General features: G+C 70.0%; 8 protein-coding genes. 6 read left to right on the forward strand and 2 right to left on the reverse strand.

Translation table 11 applies throughout. The features are described 5' to 3' along the window. Nucleotides 1-43 precede the first annotated feature (43 nt). Nucleotides 44-1,375: an acyltransferase family protein gene (locus tag ACWDZ6_RS18225; protein WP_451503671.1), complete on the forward strand. Its 1,332-nt coding sequence runs from the start codon at nt 44-46 to the stop codon at nt 1,373-1,375. 92 nt (nt 1,376-1,467) lie between these two features. On the opposite strand, the gene ACWDZ6_RS18230 is transcribed toward ACWDZ6_RS18225, so the two are convergent. Next, a complete protein-coding gene (locus ACWDZ6_RS18230) occupies nt 1,468-3,147 on the reverse strand; it encodes a lysyl oxidase family protein (RefSeq protein WP_451503672.1) in 1,680 nt (559 codons plus the stop codon). 311 nt (nt 3,148-3,458) lie between these two features. Between ACWDZ6_RS18230 and ACWDZ6_RS18235 the strand changes: the two genes are divergently transcribed. Beyond that, nucleotides 3,459-5,270, forward strand: a complete 1,812-nt coding sequence (locus ACWDZ6_RS18235) for an ABC-F family ATP-binding cassette domain-containing protein (RefSeq protein WP_326650459.1) — start codon at nt 3,459-3,461, stop codon at nt 5,268-5,270. 414 nt (nt 5,271-5,684) lie between these two features. Here ACWDZ6_RS18235 and ACWDZ6_RS18240 read toward each other — a convergent pair whose 3' ends face one another. Then, the gene (locus tag ACWDZ6_RS18240; protein ID WP_451503673.1) at nt 5,685-5,867 is read right to left on the reverse strand and encodes a hypothetical protein; all 183 of its coding nucleotides are present in this window, start codon (nt 5,865-5,867) and stop codon (nt 5,685-5,687) included. Nucleotides 5,868-6,002: 135 nt separating this feature from the next. On the opposite strand from ACWDZ6_RS18240, the gene ACWDZ6_RS18245 reads away from it, so the two are divergent. The 4 genes from ACWDZ6_RS18245 to galT all read left to right on the forward strand — a co-directional run bounded on the left by ACWDZ6_RS18245 (nt 6,003) and on the right by galT (nt 12,137). Further along, nucleotides 6,003-7,820, forward strand: coding sequence for an outer membrane protein assembly factor BamB family protein (locus ACWDZ6_RS18245; protein WP_451503674.1), 1,818 nt, complete (start codon nt 6,003-6,005; stop codon nt 7,818-7,820). 53 nt (nt 7,821-7,873) lie between these two features. Further along, a complete protein-coding gene (locus ACWDZ6_RS18250) occupies nt 7,874-9,697 on the forward strand; it encodes an outer membrane protein assembly factor BamB family protein (RefSeq protein ID WP_451503675.1) in 1,824 nt (607 codons plus the stop codon). Between the two features lie 233 nt (nt 9,698-9,930). Beyond that, on the forward strand, nt 9,931-10,623 hold the full coding sequence (locus ACWDZ6_RS18255; protein WP_326650454.1) for a helix-turn-helix transcriptional regulator: 693 nt from the start codon (nt 9,931-9,933) through the stop codon (nt 10,621-10,623). Nucleotides 10,624-11,093: 470 nt separating this feature from the next. Next, a complete protein-coding gene (galT, locus tag ACWDZ6_RS18260) occupies nt 11,094-12,137 on the forward strand; it encodes a galactose-1-phosphate uridylyltransferase (RefSeq protein WP_451503676.1) in 1,044 nt (347 codons plus the stop codon).

A 12,137-nucleotide genomic window follows, 5' to 3' on the forward strand; every position in this document is an offset into this window, starting at 1 on the left:
AGCGCCCTCACCCGCCCCCGCACCCCCGCGGCACCGTACTCGCATGGGATCAAGCGTTCGTGAGCTCGCCGCTGCCACGCCCGGGACCCGGGACCGGTACATCGACCTGCTGAGGGTCGCCTCGCTGGGGACCGTCGTGCTCGGGCACTGGCTGATGGCGGTCGTCGCCGGGGACGGCGTCGGGAATCTTCTCGCCGTCGTGCCCGAGCTGCAGCCGCTCACCTGGGGCCTGCAGATCATGCCGGTGTTCTTCTTCGTCGGCGGCTTCTCGCACGCCCTCTCGTACCGCTCCCTCACCCGGAAGACCGACGGCTCCGTCTACGCCGCATTCCTGCGGGCCAGGCTGCAGCGGCTGCTGCGGCCCACCATGGTCTTCATCCTGGTCTGGGGCACGGCCGCGCTGCTCGTTCAGCTTCTCGGCGACGGCGGTGACTCGACCGGGCTGACCGGCACAGCGCTGCGGCTGGTCGCCCAGCCGCTCTGGTTCATCGGGATCTACCTGGCGATGGTCGCCTTCACGCCGCCGCTGCTGAGGCTGCACGAGCGTTACGGCTGGGGCGCCTTTGCCGCGCTCGTCGCCGGTGCCGCGCTCGTCGACGGGCTGCGCTTCCTCGGTGGGGTGCCGTTCGTCGAGTTCCTGAACTTCGCCTTCGTCTGGCTCGCCGTCCACCAGCTCGGCTTCCTCCGCGCCGACGGCCGGATCCGGATGCCCTCCGCGCTCGCGGCCGCGGGACTCGCCGGTGCCGCGGGCCTGGTCGCGTTCGGCCCGTATCCGCTGAGCATGGTCGGGATGCCCGGCGAGAAGGTCTCCAACATGGCCCCGCCCACCCTCGCGCTCCTCTTCCACGGCCTGTGGCTGGTCGGCGCGGTGGAGCTGCTCCGTGCGCCCGGTACGCGCTTCGTGCAGCGGGCCCGGGTCTGGCGGGTCGTCGTCGCCGCCAACGGCATCGCGATGACCGCGTTCCTGTGGCATCTCACCGCGATGCTCGGCGTGTACGGCGCGATGATCGCCCTCGGCATACCGCTGCCCGCGCCCGCCTCCGCCGCCTGGTGGGCGCAGGTCCCGGTCCGTATCGCCGTGGCCGCCGTGGTGACCGCGCTGCTCGTCGCCGCCTTCCGCACCTTCGAGCGGCCGGTGAGCGCGGCCCCCGGGGCCGAGGGGAAGGGCGGGTCCGGGCCCGCCGCCGCCCTCGGGATCACACTCTGCCTGTTCGGCGTGCTCGGTCTGTCGATGGTCGGCTTCGGCGGCATGCTGCAGGGCAAGTCCGCGATGCTGGTCGCCGTACGCGTCACCGCGCCCGTCGCCGTCGCCATGGCGCTCATCGGCTGGCTGCTGGTCGAGACGGCGGGCAGAGGCCGCCGGACCGCTTCCTAGGAGTCGCTTCCCGGGCGACCGCCGCAGGTCACGCGCGCAAGGGGCGCGCCCGGCCGCAGCCGGCCATGGGCCGGGCTGCGACGGGCCCCGGATCAGGGAGCGTTGATCAGATCGTGCGGAGGTACCGTCACCGTGCGGGCGCCGGGCTTACCGCCCAGTACGACCTTCCGCAGTGCGACGTTGTTCTTCAGGTTCGTCTCCTGGAGGCGGTGTTCGGGGTTGGCGATCACCTGGATGAAGTAGGTGCCGTTCGGCAGATCGGTGACGTCGAAGGACTGTCCGGGACGGTACTGGGTGTACGTGTCGCCGGAGCCGACGTCGAGGACCTCGCGCACGGACACCGAGTTCTGCTCGCCGCAGGCGGTCGACAGATCAGTGTTGTTCGGGTGCCAGTTGGCGTTCTTCACGGTGTAGTCGACGGCGTCGGTGTTGGCCAGGCAGAAGGCCTCCTTGCCGCTGCGCACGATCTCGGCCTGGTTGGCGCTCAGCAGGCGGTAGCTGGCGAAGTCCTTGAAGTGCCAGTGTTCGTGACCCACTCGCGGGTCCCATTCCATGCTGCCCGTGGGCGTGTACCCGATCTGCTTGCCGGTGGCGTCGTAGAAGTACTGGTAGGCGTCCATCAGGTTCTTGCCGGGGCTGCGGAAGCCGTCGACGACCAGTGGCGCGGGGCCCGCGTTCCAGACGTTGGCGCTGAAGGCCAGATAGTCCTTGCCGGGGGCGTCCCCGTCCTCGCCGTCGGAGATGGCGATGTCCCACGCCGGGAGCGAACGCAGGTCCGGCTTGGGCACGTTGGGCACGCTCGCCCGGCCGGCCGGGCGGTGGGAGTTGGGCTTCAGCGCGGGCGCGTTCCGGGAGCCGTCGGTGTGCCCGGGACCGTCTCCCAGGTGCGTCGCCCTGCCGAGGTCCTCCAGAGCGTGCGACAGCGCGGGCGGCGCGGGGGAGTCCGCACCGCGCCCGTCGACGCCGTGGTGGCCCGCGTGGGCCGACGCCGCGGCGCCGTGACCGGAGTGCCCGGCCATCGCCGAGTGGGCCGGGCGCGAGGCCGCCGGCCCGCCCCCGCCCTCGGTGACCTGCCGTACCTTCACCTTGATCGTCTTCTGCTCGTCGGCCATGCCGAACAGGTCACGATAGGTCTTCGCCACGGAGACCTTGGCGGTGTAGTCGCCGGGAGGCAGATCGGCCGGCCGCGATTCGCCGCCCCGGCTCGTGTTGGCCGCCCAGCCGTTCTCGACGCCCCACACGGAGCCGAGCGTGAAGGGGTTCCTGGGGCATTCCTCGGGATACTTCGAGGTGGCGGGCGCGTCCGGCCGGATCCGTCCGGCCGCGCTGTTCGGGCAGAACGCCTGCGTGGTGTCCAGCACCTTCGCGCCGGACGCCTTGCTGATCGTCACCTTGAGGAAGCCCGGCAGGCCGGAGAAGTCCTTCACCAGGCCCGCCGGAAGGGGCTTGGTCCGCGTCTTCTTCCCCTCGTGGATGATCTGCGCGGCGGTCACGGGCTTCTTGTAGGACGGGCGCGTCACCTTGAGCTCCAGTGGGCCCCCGTCGACCGTGACGTACGTCCCGAGGTCCAGAGAGACCCCGGTCTCGCCCTCCCAGCGGTCGAGTGTCACGGAGCTGGAGGCGGCGATCAGCTTGAGCTTGGGTGCGGTGGTCGTCGGCGCCGCTTTGGCGAGCGGAGCGGCCCCGGTCCCGGCAGCGACCGCGGTGAGTGCCGCGGCGACGGCCGCTGTACGGCGTAGGCGGGTACCAGAGGATATGGGATGTCTGGTCATCGGTTCCTCGTCTGCGAGTGCCACGTGGCATCGGACTGGTCAGAGCCCACGGCCGACCGGCCGGGCACGCCCCCGACGTGCCCGCTCCCCCAGGTGTGGTCCGGTACGACCTGTGTGGCCTGTGAGAGCTGAGCAGGGGTGTCCGGGTTGCTCGCGGCAGGCAGGCGCTGAAACGTTGGCCGAAAAGCTGCCGCGGCCCGTCTGCGGACCGTCCACGGGCACGAGGGATCCCGGTGATCCCCGGCTGTCCGGAACAGGCCGGGGACGGCGACTACGCTGGACGTCGATCCGTCCCCCGTCCCAGGAGTGAAATGGCCGTCAACCTCGTCAATGTCGAGGCAGTCAGCAAGGTGTACGGAACACGTGCCCTGCTGGACAAGGTCTCCCTCGGCGTGTCCGAGGGAGACCGCATTGGCGTCGTCGGCCGCAACGGCGACGGCAAGACCACCCTCATCCGGATGCTCGCCAAGCTGGAGGAGCCCGACACGGGACGGGTCACCCAGAGCGGCGGGCTGCGGCTCGGGGTGCTCACCCAGCACGACTCCCTCGACCCCGAGGCAACCGTCCGGCACGAGGTCATCGGCGACCTCGCCGACCACGAGTGGGCGGGCAACGCCAAGATCCGTGACGTACTCACCGGGCTCTTCGGCGACCTGCATCTGCCGGGCTTCGAACAGGGCCTCGACACCGTCATCGGGCCGCTCTCCGGCGGTGAGCGCCGCCGGATCGCGCTCGCCAAGCTGCTCATCGCCGAGCAGGACCTGATCGTCCTCGACGAGCCCACCAACCACCTCGACGTGGAGGGCATCGCCTGGCTGGCGAAGCATCTGCAGGCGCGCCGCTCGGCGCTCGTCTGCGTCACCCACGACCGCTGGTTCCTCGACCAGGTCTGCACGCGGATGTGGGACGTCCAGCGCGGCGCGGTGCACGAGTACGAGGGCGGCTACAGCGACTACGTCTTCGCGCGCGCCGAGCGCGAGCGCATCGCGGCGACGGAAGAGGTCAAGCGGCAGAACCTGATGCGCAAGGAGCTCGCCTGGCTGCGGCGCGGCGCTCCGGCCCGTACCTCCAAGCCGCGTTACCGCATCGAGGCCGCGAACGAGCTGATCGCCGATGTGCCGCCGCCGCGCGACACCTCCGAGCTGAGGAAGTTCGCCAACGCCCGCCTCGGCAAGACCGTCTTCGACCTGGAGGACGTGACCGTCCAGGCAGGCCCGAAGGTGCTGCTGAAGCACCTCACCTGGCAGCTCGGCCCCGGCGACCGCATCGGCCTCGTCGGAGTGAACGGCGCCGGCAAGACCTCGCTGCTGCGCGCCTTGGCGGATGCGGCACGCAGCGACGGCGACAAGCAGCCCGTCGGCGGCCGCGTCATCGTAGGCAAGACCGTGAAGCTGGCCTACCTCTCCCAGGAGGTCGGCGAACTCGACCCGGCCCTGCGGGTACTCGAGGCCGTGCAGCAGGTACGCGACCGGGTCGACCTCGGCAAGGGCCGCGAGATGACCGCGGGCCAGCTGTGCGAGCAGTTCGGCTTCACCAAGGACAAGCAGTGGACGCCGGTGGGTGACCTCTCCGGCGGTGAGCGGCGCAGGCTGCAGATTCTGCGGCTGCTGATGGACGAGCCGAACGTCCTCTTCCTCGACGAGCCCACCAACGACCTCGACATCGAGACGCTGACGCAGCTCGAGGACCTGCTCGACGGCTGGCCGGGCTCGATGGTCGTCATCTCGCACGACCGCTTCTTCATCGAGCGGACGACGGACCGGACGTTCGCGCTGCTCGGCGACGCCACGCTGCGGATGCTGCCGCGCGGTATCGACGAGTATCTGGAGCGCAGGCAGCGGATGATCGAGGCAGCCGTGCCGACGCCGGCGCCCGCTTCCGCCGCGGGGGAGAAGCCGGCGGCCAAGTCATCGGGCGACGCCCGCGCGGCGAAGAAGGAACTGCAGAAGCTCGAGCGGCAGCTCAACAAGATCTCCGACCGGGAGACCAACCTGCACGCCCAAATCGCCGATAACGCCACGGACTTCGGGAAGGTGGCGAAACTGGATGCGGAGCTGCGTGAACTGATCGTCGAGCGCGACGAGTTGGAGATGCGCTGGCTCGAACTCGCCGAGGAGGCGTAGAGAAGCCGTGCAGAGCGCGTAACAACCGCATCACGGGCCGGTCCTCCCTTGGGAACAGGGGCGGACCGGCCCCTTGTTCGAGTGCCGCCGAGTGATAGAAAGAAGCCCGCTCGACTGACCTGAAACAGTGGAATCCATGGCCAAATCGCTCCCTTGGGGAGCAAACGCTCGCCGGAACAGTGAGGGAGACCGGCTCGAGCGGCAGGCCGCACCAAGGGGGAAGTACCGCATGACGCAGCCGCCCGGCCAGCAACAGCCGCAGGGTGGCTCAGACGTTTCCCAGGACCCGCGGCACGGGGTTCCTCGGTCGCCGTCCCAGCCTCCGCGGATGCCGCCCACGCAGCCAGGCTGCGGATACCCGCGGCGGGCTCCCGGTCCGCCGGGTCCGTACGGCCGGCCGGCCCGCCCCTGCGGTCAGCAGCCGGGGCCGTACAGCGGCTGCTTGACCCGGCCGCAGTACCCGGGCGCGCCCACCCCGCCCGGCGCCGGCTCCGTCAGGGGTCGGCCCTCGGCGTGGCTGTCGCGGTCCGGGACCGAGGCCGGCTTCATCGAACCGCGGACGGTGTACGCGGACAGCCGGTTCTTCCTCACCGCCACCAGTGCCAGCGCGCTCGAAGATGCAGAGGAGAGGGAGACGAAAACACTGATGGCCTTCGGCAAGTGACCGCGTTCTGAGTCATTCGGACATCCCAACTCCTTCTCCCGTCTCCCCATTTCCAGAGGTAAACACTCATGACACAGCCGCCGAACCAGCCGCCGCAGCCGCCGAACCAGCCTCCCCAGGGGGGCTTCGGGGCTCCTCAGCCGCCCGCGCAGCCGCCGCAGATGCCTGCCGCCCCGCAGGGGCCGCCGCCGCAGATGCCGCCCGCGCCGCCGGCCGGCGCACCGGCTCCGGGTTACGGATATCCCCAGCAGCAGCCCGCCCAGCCCGGTTACGGCTACCCCCAGCAGGCTCCCGGCCAGCCGGGTCCGTACAGCCAGCAGCCCGGCCCGTACCAGCAGCCCGGCCCGTACGGCCAGCAGCCGGGTCCCTACGGCGGCTACCCGACGCAGCCGCAGTACCCCGGCGCGCCCACCCCGCCAGGGGGCGGCGGTGGCATCGGCGGCTTCTTCAAGGGCAAGCCCGGCGCCATCGTCGGCGCGGCGGTCGCCGCGCTGCTGGTGATCGGCGGCGGCACCTACTTCGCCGTCAGCGGCGGTGACGACGAGAAGAACGACGAGCAGAACGTCAGCAAGAGCGACGACCCCAAGCCGCAGGGCTCGGAGTCCGTCGACCAGGGTGACGGCAGCGGCGACGGCCGCAAGGCCGACGACGACCTCAACGCCGGGCGCAAGCCCGGCGAGGCGAAGGTCCTGTTCCTGACGAAGAACGATGTCGACCTGCCGCGCAACGGCGCCGAGGTGTTCGGCCCGTGGGTCGTCGGCGACACCGTCGTCAAGGGCATGTACAAGGAGGTCGTCGGCTATTCGGCGACCGACGGCACGAAGAAGTGGAGCCTGCCGCTCGGCACCGAGATCTGCTCCGCGCCCGCGCAGACCTCGGCCGACGGCAAGATCGTCGTGGGGGTCAAGGACGGCCTCACCGAGAGGTCCAAGTGCCTCAATCTGCAGATGATCGACCTCAAGACCGGCAAGGCTGGCTGGAAGAAGCCGATTCCCAAGGCCAGTGGCGCCTTCAGCTCGCTCTCCGACTTCACTCTGTCGATCAGCGGCAACACCCTCGCGGCGGGCGGCAGCGGAAACTCCTACGGCTTCTCGATGGCCGACGGCAAGCAGCTCTTCAAGGGACCCACGGACGGCTGCAAGCCGTTCGCCTTCGCGGGCGGTCCCAAGCTGATCGCCGCGGCGAGCTGCCCGACGTCGGACTACGACAAGCCCAAGCAGCAGCTGTCGGAGGTCGACCCGGCCACCGGTAAGGCCAAGTGGACGTACAACACTCCGGTCGGCTGGGAGATCGACAAGGTCTACTCGGCCAGCCCGCTGGTCATCTCCCTGACGCAGCGTGAGCCGAAGAAGTGGTCCATCGTGGCGCTGAAGGACAACGGCACGGTGCGCTCGCAGATCGACGGTGGCAAGGACAAGTTCCAGCCGCGTTGCGGCGGTGGGTTCGTGGTCTTCGGCCAGAACCTCGAGGGCTGCACCGGCGTCGCCGCCGACGCGAGCACGTTCTACATGGCGACCGAGCCCGCCCGGGCCGGCGGGGCCAACGAGGTCGTCGCGTTCAGCCTCGACACCGGCAAGCCCAAGTGGCGTTCGCCCGCGGGCGGCGACACCTCGATGACGCCGCTGGGCATGCAGGACGGGAACGTACTCGTCTACAAGGGAGCGTCGTACGACAAGGGCGGTGCGGTCGCGACGATCGCGCCGACGGGTGGCGCGCCGAAGGTGCTGCTGCAGCACCCGGCCTCGACCGCCGAGATCGAGAACTCCTTCTACTCCGCCAAGATGGTCTTCGCGGACGGCCGGTTCTTCCTCGCCAGCGGCCGCGTCAGCGCCAGCAATGACGCGGAGGAGAAGGAGACGAAGACCATGATGGCCTTCGGCAAGTGACCGCGTGCTGAGTCCGTCAGACAAAACTCCCGCTCTTCAGAGGTAAGTACGCCATGACGCAGCCACCACCCCCACCGAACCAGCCACCGAATCAGCCGCCGGGACAGCCGTCGCAGGGCGGGTTCGGTCCTCCGCAGGATCCGCCGCCCGGCGGCTTCGGAGCCCCGACACCGCCACCCGCGCAGAACCCTTCGTACGGCTACCCGCAGACGCAGCCGCCCGCCCAGCCGTCGCAGGGCCAGCCGGGTTACGGCTATCCGCAGGCGCCGGGCCAGGTGCCCGGTTACGGCTACCCGCAGGCGCCTCCGGCCGGACAGCCGCCGGCCCAGCCGGGCTACGGCTACCCGACCACGCCCATGCAGCCGCAGTACATGCAGCCTCAGCCCGGCGGCAGTGGCGGCGGTGGCGGCAAGAAGCTGAGCACGCAGATGCAGATCATCATCGCGGCGTCCCTCGCCGTGGTGCTGATCGTCGTCGGCGGCATCTGGTTCGCCTCCAAGGACGACGGCGGCGGCAAGACGGACGACAGCAAGAGCAGCTCGGGCGGCAGTTCCCAGGGCTCCAACGGCGGTTCCACCGGCGGCGGCAAGGCCGCCGACGGCGCCGGCAAGGAGCAGGCGCCCGCGAACATCCACTCCAAAGTGGCCTTCCAGCTGCCGGAACCCGCGCGCACCGACCTCACGAGCGTCAAGGGTTCCTGGGTCACCGACAAGGCCTACGTCAAGCCCGGGGTCAACTCCCTCGTCGGCTACGACGCGGCCAAGGGCACCCCGCTGTGGACCCTCCCGCTCGCGGGCCAGATCTGCGCGGCTTCCCGGCATCTCTCCGAGGACAACAAGGCCGCGATCGTCTTCGAGGCCGCCAAGCGGACTCCGCCGAAGAACTACCAGCCGTGCACCGAGGTCGGCGTCGTCGATCTCGGCACCGGCAAACTGCTGTGGAGCAAGTCCGTCACCGGCGCCTCCAGCGGTGACGGCAAGGTCAAGTTCACCGAGGTCACCCAGAGCGGTACCACGGTCGCCGCGGGCGGCACCGACGGCGGCGCGGCGTTCGACCTCAACAGCGGCGCCGTCCGCTGGAAGCCCACGACCAATGCCGAGGGCTGCTACGACATGGGGTACGGCGGGGGCCCGGCGCTCGTCGCCGCCCGCAAATGCGGTTCGTACGACAACCCGCAGGTCATCATCCAGGGCCTGAACCCGGCCAACGGCACCCCGCTCTTCTCGTACAAGATGCCGCCCGGCGTCGGCTACGCGAGCGTCATCTCCACCAAGCCCCTGGTCGTCGCCGCCGACGTCGGCGACACCGGCTCGGGCGGCATCTCGGACTTCTTCTCGCTCGACGACAAGGGTGCGCTGCGCGCCAAGATCTCGGCGACGGGTGACAAGTTCCAGGCCAGGTGCGGCTCCACCGAGGTCGAGACCTGCCAGAAGGTTGTCGTCGGAAACGGCAGGCTCTACCTGCCGACCGCGGACCACGAGGGCACGGGGGAGTACGGCGACACCAACGAGATCGTGTCCTACGACCTCGCCACCGGAAAGCCCACCAGCGACCGTGCGGACGCGGGCGACCGGTACACGATGTTCCCGATCCGGATGGACGGCGGCAACATCATCGCGTACAAGTGGCCTCCCTACGACAAGGGCGGCCAGATCGTCAGCATCGACGGCAGCACCTTCAAGCAGACGGTGCTGATGGACAATCCGGCCGACAAGGCGGTACGGGAAGCGGAGACCAGCTTCTCCACGGACTTCGCCGAGTACCGCTATGCGAACGGCCGCCTGTACGTGGGCGCGGTCCTGATGAGCAAGCCGTCGTCGTCCTCGTCCTCGTTCGGGAAGAAGTACCTGGCTGTCGCCTTCAGCACGGCGGACTGATCTCCGACCGGGCGCATGCCGCGCGCGGCACAATTCCGGCCGGTGGCCCGGCACATCGGTTCCCCGATGTGCCGGGCCACGGTCATGACAAGCGCTGTTGTAACCCTGTTTGGCGAAGAATTCGGCATTCTGGGGGGCTTCTGCCGAGTTAGGGGCGCGCCACGTCGAACAAGCGTGTAGCTTGCCGGGTCAGGAGGGCCGGGGGGCCAGCTCGCGGGGATGGGGGTTGCTCGATGGGCGTGCGGCTCGTAGTGGTCGATGATCACCGACTGCTCGCCGAGGCACTCGCCTCGGCCTTGAAGCTGCGTGGGCACCGGGTGCTCGCGGCGGCCGCTCCCGCGGCCGGGGCGGCCGAGCTGGTGGTGGCCAGAGCGCCCGAGGTGTGCCTGATGGGCACGGCGACACCCGCGGAACCGGGCGCCTTCGACCCGATCGTGAAGATCAAGCGGGAGCGCCCCCAGGTGGCTGTGGTGGTCCTCGGCCCGGTGCCGAGCCCACGGGGGATCGCCGCGGCCTTCGCGGCCGGCGCCTCCGGCTATGTACGTCACGACGAGCGGATCGAGGGCGTCGAGCGGGCGATGGTCAAGGCACGGGCGGGCGAGGCGGTGGTGGCTCCGCAGCTGCTGCAGGGCGCGTTCGCCGAGCTGCTCAACCCGGCCGCGCAGCCGGATGACGAGGGTCAGCGACTGCTGCACCTGCTCACTCCGCGCGAGGTCGAGGTGCTGGTCAGGGTCGCTGAGGGCGAGGACACCCGGCTGATCGCGGCCGGGATGGGGATAGCCCCGAGCACGGCCCGTACGCATGTGCAGCGGGTGCTGATGAAGCTGGGAGTGGGCTCCCGGCTGGAGGCGGCGGCGCTGGCGGCGCGCACCGGACTGCTGGACCGGGCGACGACCGTCTCGTCGCCGGGACCGGCGGCGGAGTAGGCGTTACGCGCCCTCGGGGTCTGCGGCCTCGGATCCGCGGCCTCGGAGTCTGTGTGGCCTGGGGGTCTGTGGCCTCGGGCTTCGGAGTCTGCGGGCATCGGTGTCTCCGGCCTCGGGCTTCGGGGTCTGTGGCCCTCGGACTCGGGTGCGGTGAAGAGCGTGCCGAGGGCGATCGGGAGCGCGCAGGACGAAACGCGCAGGACGAATAGGGGCGATGATCGCCGAGGCGACGCCCGCGCCGCCGTTGCGGAGATGTTCAGCGCCTTCCTGATGGCTGTCGGCCCTGGTCGCCGCCGTCCTCGTGCCGAAGACCGGTACGGCCGGCCCCGGTTCTCACCCGCGGTTCGCCCGGTTCACCTTTGGTTGAAATGTCCTAAGTAAGCGCATGCTGCGTGCCCATTGACGACGACTGTTGGCTTGTGATTTGTTATGTGCGGTTCTGTTTGCTGGGAGGCTGAGGGAGCTCCAGAGTGAAGAAGACGTCGACCCGGCTCGCCGACGGTCGTGAGCTGCTCTACTACGACTCCCGCGACGACGCCGTACGCGACGCCGTCGACCTGCGGCCGCTCGACCCGATCTCCACCATCTCCGAGGTACGCCGCGACCCGCTGCTCGGCGACTCGGTCGCCATCGCCTCGCACCGTCAGAGCCGCACCTACCACCCGCCGGCCGACGCATGCCCGCTCTGCCCGTCCAGGGACGGCCGCCTCAGCGAGATCCCGGCCGCCGACTACGACGTCGCCGTCTTCGAGAACCGCTTTCCGTCCCTGGCCGGCGACTCGGGCCGCTGCGAGGTCGTCTGCTTCACCTCCGACCACGACGCGTCGTTCGCCGACCTCGGAGAGGAACAGGCCGCGCTGGTGCTGGAGGCCTGGACCGACCGCACCGCCGAGCTCGCCGAACTTCCACAGGTGGAGCAGGTCTTCTGCTTCGAGAACCGGGGCGCCGAGATCGGGGTGACGCTGGGGCACCCGCACGGCCAGATCTACGCGTACCCCTTCGTCACGCCGCGCACCGCGCTGATGCTGCGTTCGGCCGCCGGACACCGGGCGGAGACCGGCCGCAATCTCTTCGACGACCTTGTCGCGCGCGAGCGTGAGCAGCGCGTACGGGTGGTGCTGGAGGGCCGGCACTGGGTCGCGTTCGTGCCGTATGCGGCGCACTGGCCGTACGAGGTGCATCTGTACCCGCTGCGGCGCGTGCCGGACCTGCGGGCACTGGACGACGCGGCGCGCACAGAGTTCCCACAGATCTATCTGGAACTGTTGAGGCGCTTCGACCGGATCTTCGGTGCGGGCGAACCGCCGACGCCGTACATCGCGGCCTGGCACCAGGCGCCCTTCGCGGATGCCGGCCGGAGTGACTTCGGGCTCCATCTCGAGCTTTTCACCATCCGCCGTGCTTCCGGCAAGCTCAAGTTCCTCGCGGGTTCCGAGTCCGGTATGAGCGTGTTCATCAATGATGTGCCGCCGGAAACCGCGGCTGAGAGACTGCGAGAGGTAGCGAGCGAGTGA

Source organism: Streptomyces sp. NPDC002926 (genome assembly GCF_053591755.1).

Excerpts from the sequence above, each read along its gene's own strand:
- ACWDZ6_RS18235 (WP_326650459.1), top strand. The coding sequence starts at position 3,459 with ATGGCCGTCAACCTCGTCAATGTCGAGGCAGTCAGCAAGGTGTACGGA.
- ACWDZ6_RS18225 (WP_451503671.1), top strand. The coding sequence starts at position 44 with ATGGGATCAAGCGTTCGTGAGCTCGCCGCTGCCACGCCCGGGACCCGG.
- ACWDZ6_RS18245 (WP_451503674.1), top strand. The coding sequence starts at position 6,003 with ATGACACAGCCGCCGAACCAGCCGCCGCAGCCGCCGAACCAGCCTCCC.
- ACWDZ6_RS18255 (WP_326650454.1), top strand. The coding sequence starts at position 9,931 with ATGGGCGTGCGGCTCGTAGTGGTCGATGATCACCGACTGCTCGCCGAG.
- ACWDZ6_RS18230 (WP_451503672.1), bottom strand. The coding sequence starts at position 3,147 with ATGACCAGACATCCCATATCCTCTGGTACCCGCCTACGCCGTACAGCG.
- ACWDZ6_RS18250 (WP_451503675.1), top strand. The coding sequence starts at position 7,874 with ATGACGCAGCCACCACCCCCACCGAACCAGCCACCGAATCAGCCGCCG.